Origin of the sequence: Geotalea uraniireducens Rf4 (assembly GCF_000016745.1) — a bacterium.
Taxonomy (GTDB): domain Bacteria; phylum Desulfobacterota; class Desulfuromonadia; order Geobacterales; family Geobacteraceae; genus Geotalea; species Geotalea uraniireducens.
The window spans coordinates 5,021,116-5,043,517 of record NC_009483.1; the positions used below are offsets into that span (position 1 = coordinate 5,021,116).

Consider the following 22,402-nt stretch of genomic DNA (forward strand, 5'->3'; position numbering starts at 1 on the left):
TTCTTTTGAATAGTTTATTACACCTTGCATCGTCTACTCCCGATTCCCCATCCGGACGACAACCTGATGCTTTACCAGTCCCCGCTCCAAGGGGATCACTCCACCGGACACGCGCTGGCCGTCCATCTCCACCCAGGCGACACCGCGCTCGCAGCCGTGGGGATTCTCCACCTGGATCGCGTAGATCGTTTCACCGTGACAATAACTGATGCTGAATCCCGGCCACGCTGCGGGGATGACCGGGTTCACCCGCAGCTGCCCACTCCGCACCTGTAAGCCCAGCACCTCTTCTACCCAGGCCCGGTACATCCATGCTGCCGAACCGGTATACCAGGACCACCCCCCCTGACCAACCCGGCCGGGCAACCGGTAGACGTCGGCCGCGACCACGTAGGGCTCAACCCCGTAGTGCCAGACCGCTGCCGCATCGCGGGCGTGCTCGATCGGATTGAGCATGCGCAGCAGCTGCACCGCCCGCCCCCCATCCCCCTTGCGGGCCATGGCCATGGCCATCCAGAGGGCAGCGTGGGTGTACTGACCCCCGTTCTCCCGTACCCCGGGGGGATACCCCTTGATGTATCCTGGTGATGGCTCTGCAATGTCGAAGGGGGGCTCGAAGAGCAGCACCAGGTCTTCATCCTCGCGGACGAGATGGTTCCAGGCCGACTCCAGTGCCTGATCCGCGCGCTCCGGGTCGGCTGCGCCGGAAAGCCACGCCCACGATTGGGGCAGGGAATCGATCCTCGCCTCCCTGTTCAGGGCGGAGCCAAGCGGGGTGCCATCATCGAAAGTCCCCCGCAGATACCATTCCCCGTCCCAACCGGCCTGCTCGACCCGCTTAATCAAAGCTATCCGTTCTTCTTGATAGGTCCGGCTCAGCTCAGGTTGTTGCAGGAGGCTCGACAGTTCCGCCATCCCCTGCAGAGAATCACACAGGAACCAGGCGAGCCATACGCTCTCCCCCTTCCCTGCCGCGCCCACCAGATTCATCCCGTCGTTCCAGTCCCCCGTCCCCATCAGGGGCAAGCCATGGGGCCCAATCGTCAGGCCGCGGCTGACCGCGCGCCGGCAGTGTTCAAAGAGCGTGGCGCGTTCAAAGGTGACCTCCGGGGTGGAGAATTCCTCGTGCTGATCGTCTGCCAGTTGGGGGGCGTTGAGGAAGGGAACCTCCACCTGTAGAATGTCGGAATCGCCGGTCGTTCGGACGTACTGTGCGACCACGTACGGAAGCCAAAGCAGGTCGTCGGAAATACGCGAACGAATCCCGGCGCCGGCAGGTTCATGCCACCAATGCTGGACATCCCCCTCCTTGAACTGCCGGCTGGCGGCCATCAGGATCTGGTCGCGCGCAAGGTCGGGGCTGGCGTAAAGGAACGCCATGACATCCTGCAACTGATCGCGAAAACCGAAGGCGCCGCCTGACTGGTAAAAGGCTGAACGTCCCCAGATACGGCAGCTCAAGGACTGGTACTGAAGCCAGCGGTTGATCAGAAGGTCGGCGGCCAGTTCGGGGGTGTGCACTTCAATCGTGCCGAGCAGTGCATCCCACCAGGCCCTGGTCTGATCGAATGCGTCCTCAAATGCCTGATCCTCCCGGTAGCTGAACACCAGCTCCCTGGCCTGCACTACCGACCCGGCCTGGCCCAGCATGCAGGTGATATCACGTCGCTCGCCGGGAGCCAATTCCAGGCAAACCCTGAGTGCCGAGCACGGGTCGAGCCCCGCCCCGGTCCGTTGTGACAGCCGGGTCAACTCCAGGGCCGCCGGGTTAGCCAGCGAGCGATTGCGGCCGATGAAAGAGGTGCGGTCGCCGCCGTATGAGTCGGCGTGGGGAGTGATGGCCGCGAAGGCGACCCGCTCTCCATACTCGGGGTGGTAGCGGTTTTGCGCCAGCAAGGCATGGGCTTCGTCATCCCAGTTAGTCATGACGTGCATCTGGGAGGTTTCGCGGTTTTCGCCGAGGGTCAATTCCACATAATAGGTTACCGAGAGTCGGCGCCTTCTGGAGGAGGCATTGGTGAGCCGCAGGCGCTGCAGTTTGATCGGCTTCCCCCCGCTCTCATCTACCGGTACGAAGACGGTCAGTTCCTGCTCGATGCCGTTACTGTTATGTTCGAAGACCGTATAGCCCGCCCCGTGTCGAGCCCGATAGGCAGTCTCCTCACGGATCGGCGCCGCGGTCGGCGACCAGAAGACGCCACTCTCCTCGTCACGGATATAGAGCGCCTCTGTTGCCGGGTCCAGCACCGGGTCATTCGACCAGCCGGTCAGGCGATTGCGCTGGCTGTTGCCATACCAGGTGAAACCGGACCCGGTTTCGCTGACCAGGGTGCCGAAGGTCGGGTTGGCGATGACGTTCACCCAAGGTGCCGGGGTGTTGGTGTTCGGGCCGAGATAGATCGCGTATTCACGCCCGTCCGGGGTAAAACCGCCCAGGCTGTTGAAGTAGTTCAGCTCCATGAAGGGGAGAGGGGCCGAGGGCTCCCGGGGAGCACGCTTCCGGGCCAGCGTTTCCAGCAGTTCGGGAGCCTCCACCGGCATCCCCAATTGCTGGGGTAGCGTGCCGCGTGCCGCCACCAGCACGACGCTGGCTGCGGCCTTGAGGAGATTCAAATCCGCCTCCTGGATCTGCGCCGCACTCTTCAGGAAGATCCCCCCCGCCCGATCAGCCGCAGCAGAAAGGGTATGGGCTTGGATCAACTGCTCCAGCCGTTCCTGGAGCGGCCGCTCATAACCCCCGGCCTCCTCGTTGAGGATCACCAGGTCGGTCGCCAAGCCATGCGAACCCCAATAGGTGTGGGCCTGGAGCATCTGGCGGACCAGGCTGATATCCCGCGCCTCGCTAATGGTGATCAGCGCTATCGGCAGGTCGCCCGAGATGGCATAGGGCCACAATCCTGCCTGGCCCTTGCGGTTCTCTTCCAGGCGTTCGGCTGGTGGCCGCAAGAGGTGATTGGGAAACAGCAGGTGACTTGCCAGTTGCTGGAAGCGACGCGCTTCGTCAGGCTGGATGTGCAGCACCTGCAACTGCTGCTGGGCCGAGCGCCAGGCGAAATCCATGGCCCGCTCGGTCGCATGGGGGTCGCTGTACTTATCCATCAGCAGCAGGACCTGCTCGCGGGTTGCCCCGGCAGCGAGTACCAGGGAAAGTCGGGCGCGCTGGCCCGGCTCAAGGGTGAGACTCCGTCGCAGGCTTAAGCTAGGATCAAGGACAAAACCCTGACTGTTGCCGAGCTCTTGCACGGCTCCCATGGGATTGGCCAGGGTCCGGCCGCGGCCGATGAACCGCCCCCGGTCGGTTTCAAACTGCCACACATTTTCGTGCGGGCTGTCATCCCCCGTGTGCTCAAGCGTCAAGCAATGGGCCACATACAGCGGCAGTTCGTTCGCGCTGCGCGGTCGCCGGTAGGCGAGGAGTATTTGCTGCTCGGGGAGTGCTTCGGTCTGGATGAACAGCTTGTTGAAGGCCGGGTGCTGACGGTCCGCATTGTGAGGCGCCATGGAGAGTTCAACATAACTGGTAAGGTTGAGGCGGCGGACGCGATTGGTGCGATTGACCAGGGTGATCCGGCGCACCTCCAAATCGTCTTCCGGCGAGACGATCACCTCTGTTTCGGTGTGGACACCGTTATCGGCACGGCGGAATACGGCCCGGTCGAGAGCAAAGTCTACGGAATACCCTTCAACCTTCCCGCCAACCGGGTGCCAGGTGCTGGACCAGACACGATCCGGATCGGCCTCATGGATGTAGCAGAAGGTTCCCTGGCTATCGCAGGTCTGATCCGACCGCCAGCGGGTAAGTTCCTGGCTCTCCCACTGACTGTAGCCGCCGCCGCTGTTGGTGATCATCAAGCCATAGCGGCCGTTGCTGAGCAAGAGACTCTTGGGCGTGGTGGTATGGGGAGTGGTAAAGGTGCTTCCTGCCGGCGCGACCAAGTCTCCGCCCGGAAGCAGAGGTTCACTCTGCCGCGTCGAGATCAGGTGTAACGGCGGCAGGGTCGGGATGCGCTCCTGAAGCAGGGCCTCAAAGGCACGCACCCGCGAATCGCTATGAAAACGGCGCGGAAACGGGTTGCCATGGAGGAAGTTGGTCAACGCCAGGAACGCCATCCCCTGGTGATGAACCATATACGCCTCGATTACAACACCGCGTCTCCCCTCACGCTGCGGTTGCCGGCTGAAATCCATGGCCTCGTAATAACCGTAATCACCGAGCAGCCCCAGCCCGGCCAGTTGTTTCAGATTCTGCACGGTTTCTTTCGGCGCCACGTTCAGTGCGAGCAGGGTGGCGTAGGGAGCGACGACCAGCTTTTCCTCCAGGCCGCGTTTCAAACCGAGCGCTGGCACGCCGAAGGCCTTGTACTGATAAGTCTTGTCCAGGTCAAGATCGGCAAAAGCGGATTCGGAAATACCCCACGGCACACGCCGCGTGCGGCCGTAGGCGATCTGAACCGTCACTGCTTCCCGGGCGGCCTTGTCCAGGAGCGAGTTGCCGTAGGAGCACTGGAACAAGAGCGGCATCAGATATTCGAACATGGTCCCGGTCCAGCTGAGCAACACCCGCTGCCGGCCGATAGCGCCGTAGGGGCGACCCAGGGAGAACCAGTGTTCCAGGGGGACGTCGCCCCGGGCAATGGCGACGAAACTGCCGAGCCGCGCCTCACTGGCCAGGAGATCATAACTGGAAACGTCCGGACGATTCAAAGAGACGTTGTAGCCGATGGCGAACAGCTTGCTCTTGATGTCATAGAGAAATCGCATGCTCATCCCGGCTGACAGCTCGCGGACGTTGACTATCAACCGCTCAGCCATCCCCAGGGTTTCCCCGGCCAGCCACTGCGCAGTGGCGAAGGCCTCGATAACCCGGTCGAGCCACGGGCAGATAGGTGCACCGGCCTGGAGAGAGTCCTCCCGGATCGCTTTGAGGATCTGGATCGAGCCGAGCCGGCCATGGGCAAGTGCGAAGAGCGATGGCGCCTGCATCAGGTCCTGACGGATGGCAAGCATGGCCGCAGGCCCAAACTGCGTGAGTTCCTGCTCTGTTTTTTCAGCCAGGATTTCGATCCAGGTGAGATAGCGGTCTGTGTTCTGAACCCAGGCCGAAACCTGTTGTTCAAGCTCAGCGGCCCATGGGACAGCCCCAGCGGCGGCGACAACAGACCTGACATTGATCTGCATCCGACGTTGCAGGCATAGCAGTTCGTCGATGCCGGAAGGCGGAGCATGCCACTCAATCAGTAGTTGGTCGAGTGTCTGGCGATAAATGCCGGTTATCCCTTCTAAGACGGCGTCCTGTTTCATAATTTCGCCGGTGTCGGCCAGGCCGGCGAAGGCCTTGCCATCCAGGAGGGGGACGTGCAGCAGTTCGTCAAGCCCCTGCTCCAGTGCCCACAGCGCACCCAGCAGGTTTCCGCTGTCAACGGTGGAGACGTAGCGAGGTTCGAGCGGAACCAGGGTCTGGATATCGTACCAGTTCAGGAGATGCCCTTCATAGCGCTCCATACGGCCGATGGTTGCCATGGTGTTGGTCAGCTTTTCGACGACCTGGTTAATGGTCAGGTAGCCGGAGTCATGGGCTCCCAAGGCGCTGGTCATCCAGAGGCCGATGTTGGTCGGACTGGTTCGCATGGCCAGGCGGTTCTGATGGGAGACCTGATAGTTATCGGGCGGCAACCAGGAGGTGTCGGCGCTGATAAAGGACGAAAAATAGCGCCAGGTCCGCCGGGCGACCTGTCTGAGGAAGCGGCGGTCCGTTTCCGGCAGCGGTTGTGCCTGCTGCTGTTCAACGGGTCGCAGGTTCAGGAGCCAGCCGAGCAGCGGGGAAAGAAACCACAAAACGAGCCATGGGGCGGCCTGTGGGAGGCTGGCCGGCATAACGCGCCAGATCGCCCCGCCCACGATGGCGCTGAAGATGCTCCCCATGGCCAGGCTGGCGACGAAGAGCGGTTGCCGGCGGGAGGCGCTCCAATGGGTTGCCTGGGCCGTCCACTCCAAAAGCCCGCGTCGGGAGATCAAGCGACGGTAGCAGACCCGGGCGATGGCATCCAGGGCCACCGCTGCCTGGTGCGGCAACAGCGCAGCATCTGCGGTTGCCCGCAGCAGGTCGTGCAGAAGCTTGGATGGGGAGAAGTATTTCCACCCCTTGCGGGTGGTAGCCATGGTGAAGGGCTGCGCCAAGGGGTGAAAGAGGAGCTGCATGCCAACCACCAGCGCGGCGATCCCGCCGGTTCTCGGAGAAATGAGCCAGGAGGCCATCAGCAGGCCCAGGCTCGTGGCAGGCAACAGGCTGCGGCGCAGGTTGTCGAAGATCTTCCAGCGGTTGAGCAGGGAAAGCGGGTTGACCCCGTGACCGCCTGAAATTTGTGGAACGCGCGGGAAAACCCACCCCGCAATCTGCCAATCGCCGCGAATCCAGCGATGGGAACGGCTGCTGTAACTCTGGTAACCCTGGGGGAATTCATCGTAGAGCTCAATATCGCTGGCCAGTCCCACCCGGACATGAGCCCCTTCGATCAGGTCGTGGCTCAGCACCCACTCATCCGGGAACCGTCCCGACAGCACGCGACTGAAGGCACGCACGTCATAGATCCCCTTGCCATGGTACGATCCTTCTCCGCTTAAGTCCTGATAGACATCGGAGACCGCCTGGGTATAGGGGTCGATGCCGACCGCATCGGCGAAGAGCCGGCTGAAGATCGAGACGCTCGTGCTCGGCAGGGTCGGGCTCACCCTTGGCTGGATGATGGTGTAGGAGCCGGCCAAGATGTTACCCAACCCATCGAAGCGCGGCTGATTGAGGGGATGCGCCAGGGTCTCGACCATCCTGCGGGCCGTAGCGTGCGGCAACTGGGTGTCACTGTCCAGGGTGATGATGAAGCGAACGTCCGTAAGATGATCCGGGTCGCCCACATGGACCAGGCGTGCTGAGGTTTCCGGCCGCGTGCCGTCGATCAGGCGGTTCAGTTCCTCCAGCTTCCCCCGTTTACGCTCCCAGCCGATAAATTTCTGCTCGGATTCGCTCCAGGTGCGTTCCCGATGGAAGAGGAAAAATCGCTCAGCACCATGGCGAAGATTTAGCTCTGCCAGACATCCGCTCGCGGTCTTGAGCAGCCGACTGTCGTCTTCACGCGAAAGCGTAACAGAATCGGTGTAGTCAGTGAACAGGCTGAAGAGCAGATTTGCTTCCTTGTTGGCCAGGTAGCGGATCTCCAGTTTCTCCACCTCGGCTCGTACCGTCTCAGCGTTCACCAGCATCATCGGCACGACCACCAGGGTGCGGAATGCATCGGGAATCCCCGCATCCTCGAAATCCATCTTGGGCAAGGGCCGGGGCGGCAGAAATCGCGTGATCAGGTAATTGACCACCTCGATCGCCAGCTGGCTGACCGGGATCAGCAGGAGCAGAAAAAGTCCTGCCAGTCGGACCGATCCGGCTGATCCGACCAAAGATAAGAGCAAAGCAGAGAAGCCGCCGATGCCAAAGGCATAAACAGCGGCATGGTGGCAATAGACCCATTCCAGGGCGCGGTAACGGTGCGTTTCACGGCAGGCGAGCAGCCGGGTCAGTTCCGCGCGCCCCTCCCCGACCAGCCAGGTGCCGACGTGGCTAGCCCGTTTATCGGTTGCTGATCCACGGTGGGCCTGCGTTGCCAGCTCGATGACACGCCCCGCGACCTGCTCCTCGCTTTGAGCAGCAGCGCGGGCGACCTCTTCAATCGCCCGACGACAGCGGTCACGGGTTGCGAAATCCATCCCGGCATAGACCCCGGACGGATCGCGGCGCAGCATCTGTTCCACCCGGCTGAGCTTCTCGAAGATCTCCCGCCAGTCCAGCAGGGCCAGCTGGCGCAGGCTGGTGAAGGCGTTGCCGCAAGACAACTGCGCCCTGGTCTGCCGGTTCTGCTCACGCAGGTTGAGGTCGTGCAGGGGTGTTTTGAGCGTGCGCTCAAGCCAGCTCTGGACCGGCGCCAATGCTGCCGCCTCGTCATAGAGCAGGCCGACCAGCTGGCTACCGAAATACGGGGTGGGAGACGGCTCCGCTTGCGCAAGTTCCGCCAGGATCGCGAAGAGTTGGTTGGAACCGCGGCGATTGGCAGCGATCAGCCGGTTCGCCCAGAAGTCGGCCAACTGACGTTCGCGCAGGTCCGCCAGGGCAGTAACGGCCAGACTCTGGATGCTTTCGATAAGTGCAACGCGCAGCATCTGGGGAATTGCCCAGAGTTCGCCTATCGTCAGCGTGCGTATGGATTGGTGGGCCTCGATGAACGCCAGGATATTTTCCCGGTCCAGGCGCAGTTCGTTATGGGAGACGAGATTCTTGGCCAGACCGTAGATGCACGGCAACCCCCGGTGGGGATCAGAGGCCAGTGCGGGCAGCTGCTGATAAAAGCGCCGGGGAAGGTTAAGCAGGACATCGCGGGCGTTACCCTCCAGGATGTACTCGTTATCAAGGATCCAGTCGGCGGCCGGCGTGGCTTTCTGTTCCAGGCGGCTCGCCGCGGTGAGATCCACACAGACTTGATGGGCCCATTTCCGTGACTGCTTGAGACGCTTGAGCAGCTCGGTAGTATGCTGGGGCCTTGTGTCCACTTGCTGTTCGCCGGCATGGCGCCGGGCATGCTCCTGAATCTGTGTCGGGGAGAGCTTTATCGCGGGCCCCCGAGCCTCTAGCCGTCGCTCAGCCTTGGGATGCAGGACGAACAGCGCCGGAGGGATATCGCTGCTTTCCCGCATCATTGCCACCGGACGCTGTAACGACTCGACCGGTGCCTGGAGAATCAAGACGGATTCCCCGGACACGAGCCAGCGGGCATGATCACGCATGACCCACGGTTCAACACCGTACCTGGAGCGTCGTAGCCATAGTAGAGCTGCCAGGGCGCCGATTGAGGCCACTGCCGGGAATAAAGTCAGCGTAAAAAGGTTCCCGCTCGGAAGCAAGCCCAACCGGTGCAGGACGAGGGAAGCGACTTCGGCGAGCCCGCCGGACAGGATAACAGCCAGGGTCACGCCGTAAGCACGGCGCCAGAGGAAGGGATCAGTTATGCGAACATCTCCGTTCGCGGCCTTGTGCACCAGTACGGCGCGGCGGAAGCCCATCCGCGCCAGCGCCCGGAGGGCTTCACGAGCATCATTATTTTTTGCGAAGTAGCCAATGAGAATACCTACACCCACTTTTTGTCCTTTACGTACCACATAGTCTGAGCTTTCAAGCCATTGCGAAGGATTTCACGTGATGGGATTTCACTCAGAAAGGAACTGTATAGGCTGTTCCAGAGGATTTAGCAGAGAGGTGGAGGCAAATGATCGGTAACCGGATAAAACCTAATTAAAGGAAAGTCCGGAAAGCCTTAGAGAATATAATTTAAGGAGATAGGTCAACTTCTCACCTTACGCCGTTATCAGGTTAATAGATAGTTAATTAATTCGGCGATAAATATATCAAGGTGCGGACTGATCATATATTTTTCATCATATTACCATCCTCGGCTTGCCCCCATTTCCTTCTCTTATTTTTGCGCTATACTTTACTTGAAATCAGCGTTGTCCGGTTTGGTTTGTGCATCAAGGTTGTTAAGCCCCATTAGGGGCGTTTGAATGTAGCCGGGGGATTCATCCCCCGGATGAGATGCTATATTTCCCCACGTCACGTACGTGACGTGATGATATTTCGCCTGGATGACCGGGGAATGAATTCCCCGGCTACCAGTATTCTGTCCCTACGGGACGTAAGCAAAAACCAAACCGGACAACGCTGACTTGAAATAAACCATACTAACAGGAGGCACGGAAATGGCACACAAAGACACCAATACCATGGCAGATGCCCTCAAATTCGTTGGCGGCGGCATCGTCGGGGCCGGGCTGGCCCTGTTGCTCGCACCTCGAGCCGGCAAGGAAACACGCAAGGATATCGTCCGCTATGCAAAAACGATGGGGAGCAAGACCGACAAAACCGTCCACGAGTTCGCCGACAACATCGCCGATTTTGCCGATACGGTAGGAGAAAAGGCCGCCCTCATCCTGCGCAATGGGCAGGAAATGACCCGGGAGGCAAAAAAAGAACTACTGACAGCCATTGAAAAGGGGCAGGTAAAGCTTGAAAAGCAGAAGCACCGGTTGGCACAGATGATCGGCTGAGGCCGGTTGCAAATTTGAAGTTTTCAGACCCGTCCGGACTTCTTCTGACAAAGGATTTGGATAGTTTCCACATGCTTCGAAAAGCGTGGCAATGATTCCTTGTTTAAGGTAAAAGCCTGCGGCCGCAGGCTTTTTTTAGTTGCTGATCTTACCCCTAAAAATTGTTCAAGTTCAAAGAGGAAGACAGTCCAACCTTAAGTTAAGAATTTTATTGACGCAAGAAATTGAACATGTTATATAGTCATTCGCTTTGAATTCATTGAGTATCTGTCAAAACTTAAATAACCTCAATGATTTTGACAATTTATTCCCCAGTAGCTCAGTCGGTAGAGCGGGTGGCTGTTAACCACCATGTCCGTGGTTCGAGTCCGCGCTGGGGAGCCATAAAATTCGAGGGGTTAGACGATACGTCTAACCCCTCTTTTATTTCAGGTAACCTCCCAGGCAACCTCTGCATAGCCGGTAGCAAAATCCGGCGATTCGGCCAAACTTCCATTTTCCCTTCCTTATTAATGCCTTACAGGCCCTGGCTACAGTTTTCCCGGTGATGACCTTGGGCGGCCAAAATCTGCCAATAGTATCAATTCTATCCCTGTCCCAGAAAGATATGGTAGTGGGACGCCTTTTCCCCAATTGCCAGAGAAACCGGATGTCAGCCTGTGCAGTGGTAACACCGACAGCCTGTTTCTCCCTCAATGTGTGAATCTGATGAATATAATCATATTTTAGCCTCTTAACCATTTTTCAGCTTCAGATCCATCGTTAAACAATCTGATAACGCCACCCTCGTTTCTTGTCGCAGATCTTTTAGCAGATATTATACTCAAAGCGCTTGTAGTAGATTCAATCCACGCAAATTTTCTTAATCCTGCGGCTATCATTCGAGGGAACCACTCTTCGGCTACCCAACTAGAAGCACCCCAAGCACCAGTTATTTTGCTATTATCATTAAACACCAATGAAGCCTTTTTTGATGTCAGCAATTTCAGTATCGCGTCACATCCTTTCTTAACAGCTTCTTTAGAGGGGCTATTCCGCCAATAAACAGACACCCAATTATTAAGGGAGTCCCAACATACTGTTACATCAGTTTCTTGATAATATTGTGTCAACACAATGTTCTCCTTCTTCTTACTTCCAAACTATTCAAGACAAAAATAGAACGTAGCTCCTGTCCCAACATTTCCCCGACATGCCACATTCATTTCCCGGGCGGGGCAACGTGTCCGACAACAAGTTTCGCCACATGTTTCTTCATGTTCTACTAGGTCCAAGCCCCCTGTGTCAGAATAGTTGTCGCCTCAGATGGGTTGTTTAGCCACGGTCTTTCGAGCTGAATTGCAACGAGCGTAGCGAGCTTGCGATTCAGCTCGAAAGACCGGGACCGGCAAAAGCCGGCGACCCGTATTTTTTCAACATCTGGGGGCAGCAAGGATCTATAATGACATACACACAAGGATTCAAATCCAGCCTGGTTCGCAAGATGGCCTGCCCTAATGGCGTCTCGGCCTCAGCTCTATCCCGAGAAGTGGGAATTCCCCAACAATCACTCTCTCGCTGGCTTCGAGACGCAAATGTCGTGAATGAATCTGGTAACTCCCCAATTTCTGAAGCACCATGGAGAACAATGTCCCCAAAGCGCCCACAAGACAAGTCTGCCGAAGAAAAGCTCAAAATCGTCATCGAAGCCGAGACGGTTGCCGAAGATCAACTTGGCGCCTTCCTGCGTCGCAATGGAATTCATGAAGCACAGTTACGCGAGTGGCGCGCCATGATGCTTTCGGGGCTGCAAAAACCGTCTCGGCCTTCCTCAAAAACATCAGAGGAAACTCGCAAAATTCATGCACTGGAAAAAGAATTACTGCGCAAAGATAAAGCATTGGCCGAGGCCGCCGCGATTTTGATCCTCAAAAAAAAAGTCCAATCGATCTGGGGGGGCGAGGACGAGCCCACGGACAAGAGGAACGGCAGATGATCGGGCAACTTATTGAAGAGGCAACCCATTCCGGAGCGAGACTTGAATCGGCCGTTGTCGCCATCGGGCTGAGCATTCGCACGTTCCAGCGTTGGAATCTCCAGGATGACGGAGCAGATCGGCGACATGGGCCAGTCGCAGAACCGGCGAACAAGCTGGCTCCGTCGGAGCGGCAGAACATCATCGATATTGCAAACTCCCCGGCGTTTCGGGATATTTCGCCGAAACAGATCGTGCCGCAATTGGCCGATCAGGGAATATACGTGGCGTCGGAATCGAGTTTCTACCGGGTGCTCAAAGACGATGGGCTGATGACTCACCGGGAACCCTCCCGGCCCGCCACCAGCCGCAAGCCAAAAGAACATGTGGCTACCGGTCCTTGCCAGGTCTGGTCATGGGACATCACCTACTTGAAGAGCCCGATTCTTGGGCAGTTCTTTTATCTCTACATGATCATGGATGTCTGGAGCCGCAAGATCGTAGCGTCCACGGTGTTTTTAAAAGAATCCAATGACTATAGCGCCAGGCTGTTTCTGAAAGCCTGTATCAGGCTCGGCATCAATCCGGAAGGCCTGATTCTTCACTCCGACAACGGCGGCCCGATGAAAGGGGCGACCATGCTGGCTACTCTCCAGCGCCTGGGCGTAATTCCTTCCTTCAGCAGGCCACAGGTCAGTGACGACAACCCTTTCTCAGAAGCGCTGTTCCGAACCATGAAATATAGACCTGGTTATCCGAGTCGGCCTTTTTCAAGTCTGGCAGCGGCCCAGACTTGGGTTGATGGTTTCGTCGCTTGGTATAACACGGAGCATCTGCACAGCGGCATTCGCTTCGTCACCCCGGACGATCGCCACTTCGGCCGGGAGAAAGCCATCCTGTTAAACCGCCGGGAGATATACGAGAAGGCCCGGCAACAAAACCCAAACCGCTGGTCAAAAAACATCCGAAACTGGGAGCCAGTGGAAACAGTTTATCTTAACCCTGAACCAACGGCGGAAGTCGAACTTCTTGACGCCGCATAAAAATTCAACAGAGGCGACAACTACCTTGACACCCGCCGCAAGTGGCTCCACCTCTTTGTTAACCGAAGCAGATCATCAGCATTTTGTCGTCGTCTGTGATCATGCTTGAGGGGAAGTCTGCAGTCGCAAGGGCCTCCCGTATAAGTTGAGAATAGGTAGTCTTTCGCTTTTTGCTAAGATATTTCAGTAACATCATCTCCTCATCAGTGATCCGGACGGCTATCACATTGTAACGGGGAGATTCCTTCATTCTTCCCATCTTTATATCCTCTCGGGAGTAAACTTCATCGTTCGCTCGACGTTGTTTCTGTCAAACGCATCCGGACACTGCCATGAAATATGCAGATTTCAGAATCCGTTTCGCGAGTGTCCCAGCATGGCGGAAATTTCCCGGGCGCCCTTGAGGACGAGCGGAATCAGCTCTTTTTCCATTCGCTCCTCTATAAACCGCGTTGATGGGCCATAGAAGGCAATCGCACCAATAATGTTTGACGTATAATCCCGAACCGGGGCCGCTACAGACCTGGCCCCATCTTCCAGCTCTTCCGACTCGATGGCGTATCCCTGCTGGGAAATCTGTCGCAGGTGCCGCAGCAGCAGTTTCGGGTCGGTAATGGTTGCCAGGGTGTACCGTTGGAACTGGCAGTCAGCGATGTAGAGTTTCAGCTTCTCCTCGGCGAGATGGGCAATTTGCACCTTGCCTGCCGATGTGCAGTAGGCGGGGAGCGGTTCGCCGATGCGGGGGACAAACCGCAATGGATTGTCCCCCTCGATCACGTCCAGGTTGACGTTCTGGAAATCTTTCAGGATTGACAGGCACAGGGTCTCGTTGCATTCCTTGACCAGAGCCTCCATAATCGGTCGTACGTTACCAAGATGCCCCATCTGTCGGATCACCATTTGCCCCATCTCCATGGTTTTCAGGCCGAGACGGTAGTTTTCAGTGTTCCGGTTTTGCTCGACGTAGTTTCGATGTTCGAGTGTGGCCAGGAGCCTGAAAACATTATTCTTGGGGAGCTGCAAACGTCGACTCAAGTCGCTTACCCCGAGTTCGGCATCATCTCCGTGGAATTGCTCCAGAACATCAAGGGCATGACAGACCGACCGAATTATATAGTTTGTTTTCCTGTTCATTTTCATAGTGCGCTTCATTGTCACATCCGCGATAAAGCATCTTTCATCGACAAAACAATAGTCGGCTGGAGCCATGAAGACCATGAAACGTCCTCTCGATATCAATGCCGATCAACACAAAATTTCATGTCTTCCGCGCCTTTATGCAGAAGGATATCGACATTGCCTGCCACGGCCCAGAGTGCACCACAATGTCCGCATTCAAACATGCTCTGCGCAAAACCGTCTGCGTTCATATTGACTTCGACTCGACTGCTACAAGAACATATAGGACAATTCATCAGTATTCTCCATACTTAAGACAGACCTCACTTCTTCTCTTCGTAGAATGGTCGCTGTTTCATAACATGAGCTTTCGAATCAGCTTTCAAGATAGTTGGTTCCTCTGATTCACACCAAGTCCAACTCGCTACTTCGGCTTATAAATCTTCAGCAGCGCCTGCGCCATCTCGGCCGGGCTTGCCGCCACACTGATGCCGCACTCCTCAAGGACGGCGACCTTCTCGGCGGCTGTTCCCTTGCCGCCGGAGATGATGGCTCCGGCATGCCCCATCCGCTTGCCGGGAGGAGCGGTGCGGCCGGCGATGTAGGCTGCGACCGGCTTGGTCATGTGATCCCTGACGAAGTAGGCGGCCTCTTCTTCGGCGTTACCGCCGATCTCGCCGATCATGATGACGGCTTCGGTTTCGGGGTCCTCTTCGAACATCTTCAGGCAGTCGAGGTGGCTGGTGCCGTTGACCGGGTCGCCGCCAATGCCGACACAGGTGGACTGGCCAAGGCCATAGCCGGTGAGCTGCCAGACGGCTTCGTAGGTGAGGGTACCGCTTCTTGAAACAACACCTACTTTGCCTGGTTTGTGGATGTAGCCGGGCATGATGCCGATCTTGCACTGACCAGGGGTGATGACGCCGGGACAGTTGGGGCCGATGAGACGGGTCTTTTTCCCCTGCATGTACTGCTTGACCTTGACCATGTCGAGGACGGGGATACCTTCAGTGATGCAGCAGACCATTTCGATGCCGGCATCAACGGCCTCCATGATGGAGTCAGCGGCAAAAGGCGGCGGGACGTAGATGACGGAGGCAGTGGCGCCGGTCTTTGCTACAGCCTCGGCTACGGTGTTGAAAACCGGGAAACCGTCGATGTTGGTGCCTCCTTTGCCTGGGGTTACGCCGCCGACCATCTGGGTGCCATACTCCCTAGCCCCCTGGGCGTGAAAGAGGCCGGTGGCGCCGGTGATCCCCTGGGTGATTACTTTTGTCGCTTTATGTACAAGAATTGCCATCTCTGAACTCTCCTTATCAGGCAGCTACGGCCTTGACGATTTTCCGGGCGGCATCGGCCATGCCGTCGGCGGCGACGATGTCGAGTCCGCTTTCGGCAAGGAGCTGCGTCCCCTTCTTCACGTTGGTTCCTTCCAGGCGCACCACCAGCGGCACCTTGATGCCGACCTGTTTTGCCGCCTCGATGACCCCGGTGGCGATCACGTCGCATTTCATGATGCCGCCGAAGATGTTGACGAGGATCCCCTTGACGTTTCGGTCGGAGAGGATGATCTTGAAGGCTTCGGTAACCCTTTCAATGGTGGCACCGCCGCCGACATCGAGAAAGTTAGCGGGGTCGCCGCCGTAGTGCTTGATGATGTCCATGGTGGCCATGGCGAGGCCGGCGCCGTTCACGAGACAGCCGATGTTGCCGCTAAGGGAGATGTAGGAGAGGTCGTGCTGGGAGGCTTCGACTTCGTTGGGGTCTTCTTCGTCGTAGTCCCTTAAGTCGGCGATCTTGGGATGGCGGAAGACGGCGTTGTCGTCGAAGCCGAATTTGGCGTCGAGAGCGAGGAGTTCGCTATCAGCGGTGACAACAAGGGGGTTGATTTCCAACAGAGAGCAATCACAGGCGATGAAGGTGGTGTAGAGCCCTTCGAACATTTTGACGGCCTTCACCACAAGCTTACCTTCCAGGCCAAGGCTGAAGGCGAGTTTGCGGCACTGGAACTGGGTGAGACCGACGAGGGGATCTACCGCCTCCATGTAGATCTTTTCTGGGGTCTTTGCTGCAACCTCTTCGATATCCATCCCACCTTCGGTAGATGCCATGACAGTTACCTTTGAACTGCTCCGGTCGACGAGGAGGCTGACGTAGAGTTCACGAGCAATGATGCAGCCGTTCTCGACGAGGACGCGGGTAACGACTTTCCCTTCGGGGCCGGTCTGGTGGGTAGAGAGGATCATACCGAGCATGTCGCGGGCGATGTTGCCTACTTCGTCGGGGGTGCGGGCCAGTTTGACCCCGCCACCCTTGCCGCGGCCGCCGGCGTGGATCTGGGCCTTGACGACCCATGGGCCTTCGCCGAGGCGCTTGGCCCACTCGCGGGCACTGGCCCCGTTGTAACAGACATGCCCATCGGGTACGGGCACGCCGAAGCTCCTTAATATCCCTTTTGCCTGATACTCGTGGATGTTCATTTGCTTACTCCCTAAACTGAATTAAGTACTGCCATTTGTGTGCGGCATTAAGCCGATATTTGATTTAAAGGTCCCTGAAAACTCCCGATGAAGAAAAAGCGAGGCAGGCCCGTCGACCTGCCCCGAACCACAAATGAAAGGAGTAATGCTCGGACCGGACAGAACTTCTTACAGGCTGTTGAAAAGCGTCATGAGGAGGCCGGGCTGCAAGGCGCAAGCGAGCGAAAAGCCGAGGCGTACCCCTGTACGTTGAGGTTTTGAGCGAGCGGCAACACCGCAGACCGGCCCCGCAGTAGTTTTTCAGCAGCCTGTTAATCTTCATCCGGCGCCGGATGCACCAGACAGGCAGCCGATTCCTTCTGGGCCACATCGCCGGTCTTGATCTTGCCGGCAACAACCTCCGCTTCGAAGTAGTGCTCCCCGACGTAAGAGAGGACCCTTATCTTGCCGACCTCGGTTTTCTTGATGGCACCGTAGGCGTACACTTCCCGGTAAACGGGGATCAAATCACCGATACAGATTGTCTTTTTCACATCCTGCGTACCACTGTGGAACAGGCGAACTTTTTTCCCCGTTTTCGTCTCCACTTCCCCCCGTAACTCCTGCTGCTGTTTAGTGACTTGAGCGGCCACCGGTGAACAGACCAGTATGGTGACTGCCAGAACCAGGAAAAACTTTACAGCTCTTTTCATATCCACATCTCCTTTAAAGTTTGTTGATGTGCCGCCGGATCTGGTAACTGGCAAGTATGTTGCCAGTTACCAGATGTAGACAAACTTGAAGTGAAAGGCGTTAGTTACGGGGGTGTTTTTCCCGTCAACGCCATAGTCGTATCTAATGGTAAGGCTAAGCGGATCGCTGAAATGGACCATCAGCCCGCCGCCACAAGAGAGTTCATTACTGACGGAATTGGCAACTGCCGTGCCGGTCACTTGGTCCGTGGTGCTCCCGGTTGTCTGGTAGTCGACGGCGAGGAACGGCTCCAGATATTGATGGGCGCGGTACCCAAGCCGCAGGTTCGTATGAAATGTGTCTCCCGGATTTACATCATTCGCCCCGGTCTGGTGCCTGGTCGATTTGTGGATATAGCCGATCTGGCCGTCGATATCGACGTCGCCCAGCTGCAGATCGCCGAAGATGGTTGTCAGGCTCCCCCAGGTCTTGTCCGACACCGCGTCAGAGCCCACAGGGATCGACAAAAAACTTTGCAGCCCCAGGGTGCTGTTCTTGCTCGGCTTTATCCAGGCAGCCAGACCGGTCAACGGATCGCCAAAGCCGGTTGCCGAGACACCGGCTTTCTGGACGCTGATCTCCGGCTGCAGGAACTCCCAGGCAAAACCGACATCGGGCACTGCTTTAAAGGTAAAGAAGCGGACATACTTGGTAAAACCGACCGCGGTAAAGGTGCCGGGGCCACCGACCCTTTTGCCCGTATTATCAAAGGCCATATTGTCGGTCTGAACATAGGAATACTGGGCGACCGCATTGAAGGATTCGTAATTCACCGGCAGGGCGTACTCATGCGGCCCTATGACGTTCAAGGGTATGCCGGAAGCGACAACGGTCGATGCATAAACGAGTGAGGTGGCGACAATGGCCAGGCACGCAAGTGCTGATTGGCTGAACTTTTTCATTAATGGTCCCCTTGCTGGAATGCAATTTCATAAGAGTGGACAGCGGTGAGTAAACCTGTCCCTTGCCAGCGTTCGTCGTACCGCCGGATCAGTCGAAGTGGATGACCGGCTTCAGGATGCCGTCGGTCTTGGTCGTCATCATCTCCAGCGCCTTCTCCACATCGGCAAAGGAGAAGTGATGGGTGGTCAACCGCGTCGGGTCCACCCGGCCGTTCTCGATGATGCGCATCAGCCTCCCCATCCGTTCACTCCCACCGGGGCAGAGGAGAGTCTTGATGGTCTTCTCCCCCATCCCGACCCCCCATTCCAGTCTCGGAATATTCACGTAGTCACCGTGCCCCCAATAGCCGATGTTGGAGATGGTGCCGCCGGGCCGCGTTACCTTGAAGCAGTTCTCAAACGTAGCCTGGGCACCGAGTGCTTCCATGGCCGCATCGGCGCCCTGCCCGCCGGTCAGCCTCAAGACCTCGGCAACCACATCCTGTTCCTTGAAGTTGATGGTGACGTCTGCGCCATACTCTTTTGCAAGTTTTAGCCGCGATGGCACGCAGTCCACCGCAATTACCAAGCCGGCCCCCAGCAACCGGGTCCCGGCAACCGCCATGAGACCAACCGGCCCCAGGCCGAAGATGACCCCGGAACCGCCTAACGGGATATTCGCATTCTCCGCCCCCTTGAAGCCGGTAGACATCATGTCGGTGGCGTAACATGCAGCTTCGTCGGAAACTCCCGCCGGTATCGGAGCCACATTTGCCTCGGCATCGTTGACGTGGAAGTACTCGGCCAGGTTGCCGTCCTTTTGGGTCGTGAACTTGTAGCCGCCGAGCATCACGGTGCACTGGGAAGGGAAGCCCCGCTGGCAGTTTTCGCATTTGTAGCAGGGAGTGATGGCGTTGACCGCGACCCGGTCACCTTCCTTGAGCCCCTTGACCGCACTCCCCAGCTTATAGACGATCCCGACCGCCTCATGCCCCAAGACCCGGTCCCTGATTTCTCCGAGCCCACCGGCAACGGTGTGCACGTCGGAAGTGCAGACCATGGCCAGTGTGGTCTTGATGATGGCATCGTTCGGACCTGGCTCCGGAATGGGCCGCTCGACAATTCCCACATCATTGATGCCTTTCATGACAAATGCCTTCATCGACTTTTTCATCTTTGCTCTCCTTTTACACCCTTATGCTGCAGGCAATGCTGCAGGCTGTAGACAACCGGCCTTGGCAAGGAAACTCTGGATAAGATACTAGCCAAACGTGTAGACGGGATTACCCCTTTCATCGTCTGTCAGAAATGTCACCTCCATGCCGATCGTGATAGCCGTTTTGTCCGAGTACCCTACGACACGAGCCATCCTTTTTTTCATGTTTTCTTCCACCACCGCCAATACGTACGGGGTTATCTCCTGAAAAGCCCCTATACCGCTATGCACGACGGAATAGGTATATATGGTGCCGCGCCTCTCCATTTCTCTACCTCCCCCGGAAGATACTGACAACGCAGGTAGCTGCAGTGCCCCCGATGTTGTGAGTCAAGCCAATGTCCGCCTTCTTTAACTGCCGTGCATCACCTTCCCCACGCAGTTGGGTAACTATTTCGTAAATCTGGCTTAAGCCCGTTGCCCCGATCGGATGCCCCTTGGCCTTCAAGCCGCCGCTCACATTGATCGGCATCAGACCATGGGCAGCCGTCTTTCCTTCGGCCACGGCTGCCGCCCCTTTCCCCTTGGCAAAGAATCCCAGGTCCTCGCTGTTGATTATCTGCGTGATGGTGAAACAGTCATGCACCTCTGCCAGATCGATCTGCGCGGGTTTGATGCCCGCCATCCCATAGGCCTGCTTGGCGGCATGCACGGTAGCAGCAAAGGTTGTCATGCTCTTTTTGGCCGCCAGGGTCACCGTATCACCAGCCTGGCCACAGCCGACCACCTCCACCAGGCGCTTCCGACAGACCGCCTTTGCCACGTCGGTCGCCGCCAGCACCACAAACGCGGCCCCATCCGAGACCAGGGAACAATCGAAAATCGTGAAAGGATGGGCGATCGGCAGGCCGTTCTTCACCTGCTCCACGGTAATCCTCTTCTGCAACTGCGCATCGGGATTGAGCAGGGCGTGATCGTGGTTCTGCACCGCACACAGTGCCATCTCATCCCGCACATTGCCGTATTCGTGGAAATACCGATTGGCGATCATGGCAAAGATGGAAGGGAATGTGGCGCCAAGACCAGCCTCCAGCTCCATGTCCGAGGCGCCGGCAAGCCCCGCGGTTACCGCCTCGGTTGACTGGTGGGTCATCTTTTCCACGCCGCCGACCAACACAACGTCGTACATGCCTGACGCAACGGCGCTTAAAGCCTGCCTGAATGCCAGACTCCCCGAAGCGCACGCCCCTTCAACCCGGAGCGTCGGCACATTCCCCAGGCCCAGAACTTCGGCAGCCAGCGGCCCCAGGTGCCCCTGGCCGGAAAATCCTTGCGCGTTGTAGTTGCTCATGAAGAGAGCGCCAATGTCCTCCCTGCCGATTCCGGAATCATCGATAGCCTTTGCGCCTGCCTCCAGGATCAAATCTTTCAGTGACCTTTCCGGGAATCTGCCGAATTTGGTTTCGCCGATGCCGATAACGGATACACTACGCATTTCTCACCTCTCTCCGGTTTATTACACTGCAATGGCCTTTAGCTGCGGATCGATACTCAATTGGGGGCCGGTCACCCGTTGCACCTCTTCCACCGTATAGCCGGGTGCGATTTCCCTCAGCAGCAGACCGGCCTTGGTGACATCGATGACTGCCATGTCGGTGATGATGCGGTGCACCACCCCTTTGCCGGTCAGCGGCAGGGAACAACTGTTGACTATCTTGGGCTGACCGTTCTTACTGCAATGCTCCATGATCACCACGACCCGTTGCGCCCCATTGACCAGATCCATGGCGCCCCCCGGCCCTTTCACCATCTTGCCCGGCACCACCCAGTTGGCCAGGTCTCCGCCCACCGACACCTCCATGCCACCCAAGATGGAGAGATTTATGTGGCCACCGCGAATCATGGCAAATGATTCGGCACTGGAAAAAACACTGGCGCCCGGAATCATCGTAATCGTCTCTTTGCCGGCATTGATCAGTTCCGGATCCACTTCTGCTTCCGTCGGATACGGCCCGATCCCGAGCAAGCCGTTTTCCGACTGCAAGACCACATGTTTGTACTTGGGGATAAAGTTGGCAACCAGCGTCGGAATGCCGATACCCAAGTTCACATAAAAGCCGTTTTCTATTTCCTGGGCGGCGCGTTGCGCAATCTGCTCTCTGGTTAAAGACATTGTTTTTCCTCCTTAAGAGCGAACCGTTCTTCGCTCAATACGTTTTTCATAACCGGAGCATTTGATGACTCGTTGCACGTAAATACCCGGAGTATGGATAAAGTTGGGGTTAAGTTCTCCCACATCCAACAGTTCCTCTACTTCGGCAATCGTCACCTTGCCGGCGGCGGCCATCATCGGGTTGAAGTTACAGGAGGTCTTGTTGTAGATGAGATTGCCGGCCCTGTCCCCCGAGCAGGCCTTGACGAAGGCAAAGTCCGCGGTCAGGGCGGTTTCGAGCACGTAATCCTTGCCGTTGAAGCTCCGCACCTCCTTCCCCGAGGTCAACTGGGTTCCCACCCCCGCCGGGGTGTAAAAAGCCGGAATACCGGCACCGCCGGCCCTGATCCTCTCCGCCAGGGTACCTTGCGGGACAAACTCCAGCTCCAGCTCGCCGGCCAGGAATTGCCGTTCAAACTCCCTGTTTTCACCCACGTACGAGGCGACCATCTTCCGAATCTGCCTGGTGGTCAAAAGGGTGCCCAGGGCATAGTCATCAATGCCGCAGTTATTGGATATAATCGTCAGATCCCTGGTCCCCTTCCTTAGCAATCCCTCGATCAGCTTCTCAGGGATGCCGACGATGCCAAAGCCGCCAGCCATGATGGTTGCCCCATCCTGGATATCATTAATGGCTTCTTCAATTGAACTCTGGACTTTCATGCGTTCTCTCCTTGCTCAGAAT

Annotated in this window: 15 protein-coding genes and 1 tRNA gene; 3 read left to right on the forward strand and 13 right to left on the reverse strand. The window is 57.3% G+C overall.

Features of this window, described 5'->3' with window-relative positions:
- Positions 1 to 33: 33 nt before the first annotated feature.
- The gene (locus GURA_RS22075; RefSeq protein WP_041245613.1) at positions 34 to 9,174 is read right to left on the reverse strand and encodes a GH36-type glycosyl hydrolase domain-containing protein; all 9,141 of its coding nucleotides are present in this window, start codon (positions 9,172 to 9,174) and stop codon (positions 34 to 36) included.
- A gap of 618 nt (positions 9,175 to 9,792) precedes the next feature.
- Here GURA_RS22075 and GURA_RS22080 point away from each other — a divergent pair.
- Together GURA_RS22080 and GURA_RS22085 are read left to right on the forward strand one after the other, a co-directional pair.
- Positions 9,793 to 10,140: a YtxH domain-containing protein gene (locus GURA_RS22080; RefSeq protein WP_011941114.1), complete on the forward strand. Its 348-nt coding sequence runs from the start codon at positions 9,793 to 9,795 to the stop codon at positions 10,138 to 10,140.
- 308 nt (positions 10,141 to 10,448) lie between these two features.
- A tRNA-Asn gene (locus tag GURA_RS22085) sits at positions 10,449 to 10,524 on the forward strand.
- A gap of 341 nt (positions 10,525 to 10,865) precedes the next feature.
- Here the strand turns inward: GURA_RS22085 and GURA_RS24490 are convergent.
- A complete protein-coding gene (locus tag GURA_RS24490; RefSeq protein WP_011941116.1) occupies positions 10,866 to 11,255 on the reverse strand; it encodes a hypothetical protein in 390 nt (129 codons plus the stop codon).
- A 326-nt stretch (positions 11,256 to 11,581) separates the two neighbouring features.
- On the opposite strand from GURA_RS24490, the gene GURA_RS22100 reads away from it, so the two are divergent.
- Positions 11,582 to 13,137, forward strand: a protein-coding gene (locus GURA_RS22100; RefSeq protein ID WP_085949352.1) for an IS3-like element ISGur5 family transposase whose coding sequence is annotated in 2 segments (ribosomal slippage) — positions 11,582 to 12,059 and positions 12,059 to 13,137 — 1,557 coding nt in all. Because the reading frame shifts where the segments join, the coding sequence is not laid out codon by codon here.
- A gap of 58 nt (positions 13,138 to 13,195) precedes the next feature.
- Here GURA_RS22100 and GURA_RS22105 read toward each other — a convergent pair.
- From GURA_RS22105 to GURA_RS22155, 11 genes are all read right to left on the reverse strand, one after another.
- Positions 13,196 to 13,396 carry a hypothetical protein gene (locus GURA_RS22105; RefSeq protein WP_041245614.1) on the reverse strand — a complete coding sequence of 67 codons (201 nt, stop codon included), beginning with the start codon at positions 13,394 to 13,396 and terminating at the stop codon, positions 13,196 to 13,198.
- Between the two features lie 89 nt (positions 13,397 to 13,485).
- A complete protein-coding gene (locus GURA_RS22110) occupies positions 13,486 to 14,277 on the reverse strand; it encodes an IclR family transcriptional regulator (protein ID WP_011941117.1) in 792 nt (263 codons plus the stop codon).
- Positions 14,278 to 14,680: 403 nt separating this feature from the next.
- Entirely contained in the window at positions 14,681 to 15,556 is an 876-nt protein-coding gene (gene sucD / locus GURA_RS22115; RefSeq protein WP_011941119.1) for a succinate--CoA ligase subunit alpha, read from the reverse strand.
- Positions 15,557 to 15,572: 16 nt separating this feature from the next.
- Positions 15,573 to 16,736, reverse strand: a complete 1,164-nt coding sequence (sucC, locus tag GURA_RS22120) for an ADP-forming succinate--CoA ligase subunit beta (protein WP_011941120.1) — start codon at positions 16,734 to 16,736, stop codon at positions 15,573 to 15,575.
- Positions 16,737 to 17,047: 311 nt separating this feature from the next.
- The gene (locus GURA_RS22125) at positions 17,048 to 17,428 is read right to left on the reverse strand and encodes a hypothetical protein (RefSeq protein WP_011941121.1); all 381 of its coding nucleotides are present in this window, start codon (positions 17,426 to 17,428) and stop codon (positions 17,048 to 17,050) included.
- 66 nt (positions 17,429 to 17,494) lie between these two features.
- Positions 17,495 to 18,370 (reverse strand): transporter, encoded by an 876-nt coding sequence (locus GURA_RS22130; protein ID WP_011941122.1) that lies wholly within the window; start codon positions 18,368 to 18,370, stop codon positions 17,495 to 17,497.
- Positions 18,371 to 18,458: 88 nt separating this feature from the next.
- Positions 18,459 to 19,523, reverse strand: coding sequence for an NAD(P)-dependent alcohol dehydrogenase (locus GURA_RS22135; protein ID WP_011941123.1), 1,065 nt, complete (start codon positions 19,521 to 19,523; stop codon positions 18,459 to 18,461).
- Between the two features lie 87 nt (positions 19,524 to 19,610).
- The gene (locus GURA_RS22140) at positions 19,611 to 19,832 is read right to left on the reverse strand and encodes a Zn-ribbon domain-containing OB-fold protein (RefSeq protein WP_041245615.1); all 222 of its coding nucleotides are present in this window, start codon (positions 19,830 to 19,832) and stop codon (positions 19,611 to 19,613) included.
- Between the two features lie 4 nt (positions 19,833 to 19,836).
- Positions 19,837 to 21,000 carry a thiolase domain-containing protein gene (locus GURA_RS22145; RefSeq protein WP_011941125.1) on the reverse strand — a complete coding sequence of 388 codons (1,164 nt, stop codon included), beginning with the start codon at positions 20,998 to 21,000 and terminating at the stop codon, positions 19,837 to 19,839.
- A gap of 21 nt (positions 21,001 to 21,021) precedes the next feature.
- A complete protein-coding gene (locus GURA_RS22150; RefSeq protein WP_011941126.1) occupies positions 21,022 to 21,678 on the reverse strand; it encodes a CoA transferase subunit B in 657 nt (218 codons plus the stop codon).
- Positions 21,679 to 21,690: 12 nt separating this feature from the next.
- Positions 21,691 to 22,380: a CoA transferase subunit A gene (locus tag GURA_RS22155; protein WP_011941127.1), complete on the reverse strand. Its 690-nt coding sequence runs from the start codon at positions 22,378 to 22,380 to the stop codon at positions 21,691 to 21,693.
- Positions 22,381 to 22,402: the final 22 nt, after the last annotated feature.

What these genes read in the sequence shown, in the direction of transcription:
- GURA_RS22140 (WP_041245615.1), bottom strand. Translation starts at nt 19,832, where the DNA reads ATGGAGAGGCGCGGCACCATATATACCTATTCCGTCGTGCATAGCGGT.
- GURA_RS22135 (WP_011941123.1), bottom strand. Translation starts at nt 19,523, where the DNA reads ATGAAAAAGTCGATGAAGGCATTTGTCATGAAAGGCATCAATGATGTG.
- GURA_RS22155 (WP_011941127.1), bottom strand. Translation starts at nt 22,380, where the DNA reads ATGAAAGTCCAGAGTTCAATTGAAGAAGCCATTAATGATATCCAGGAT.
- GURA_RS22150 (WP_011941126.1), bottom strand. Translation starts at nt 21,678, where the DNA reads ATGTCTTTAACCAGAGAGCAGATTGCGCAACGCGCCGCCCAGGAAATA.
- GURA_RS22145 (WP_011941125.1), bottom strand. Translation starts at nt 21,000, where the DNA reads ATGCGTAGTGTATCCGTTATCGGCATCGGCGAAACCAAATTCGGCAGA.
- GURA_RS22105 (WP_041245614.1), bottom strand. Translation starts at nt 13,396, where the DNA reads ATGGGAAGAATGAAGGAATCTCCCCGTTACAATGTGATAGCCGTCCGG.
- sucC (WP_011941120.1), bottom strand. Translation starts at nt 16,736, where the DNA reads ATGAACATCCACGAGTATCAGGCAAAAGGGATATTAAGGAGCTTCGGC.
- GURA_RS22110 (WP_011941117.1), bottom strand. Translation starts at nt 14,277, where the DNA reads ATGAAAATGAACAGGAAAACAAACTATATAATTCGGTCGGTCTGTCAT.
- GURA_RS22130 (WP_011941122.1), bottom strand. Translation starts at nt 18,370, where the DNA reads ATGAAAAAGTTCAGCCAATCAGCACTTGCGTGCCTGGCCATTGTCGCC.
- sucD (WP_011941119.1), bottom strand. Translation starts at nt 15,556, where the DNA reads ATGGCAATTCTTGTACATAAAGCGACAAAAGTAATCACCCAGGGGATC.
- GURA_RS22080 (WP_011941114.1), top strand. Translation starts at nt 9,793, where the DNA reads ATGGCACACAAAGACACCAATACCATGGCAGATGCCCTCAAATTCGTT.
- GURA_RS22125 (WP_011941121.1), bottom strand. Translation starts at nt 17,428, where the DNA reads ATGAAAAGAGCTGTAAAGTTTTTCCTGGTTCTGGCAGTCACCATACTG.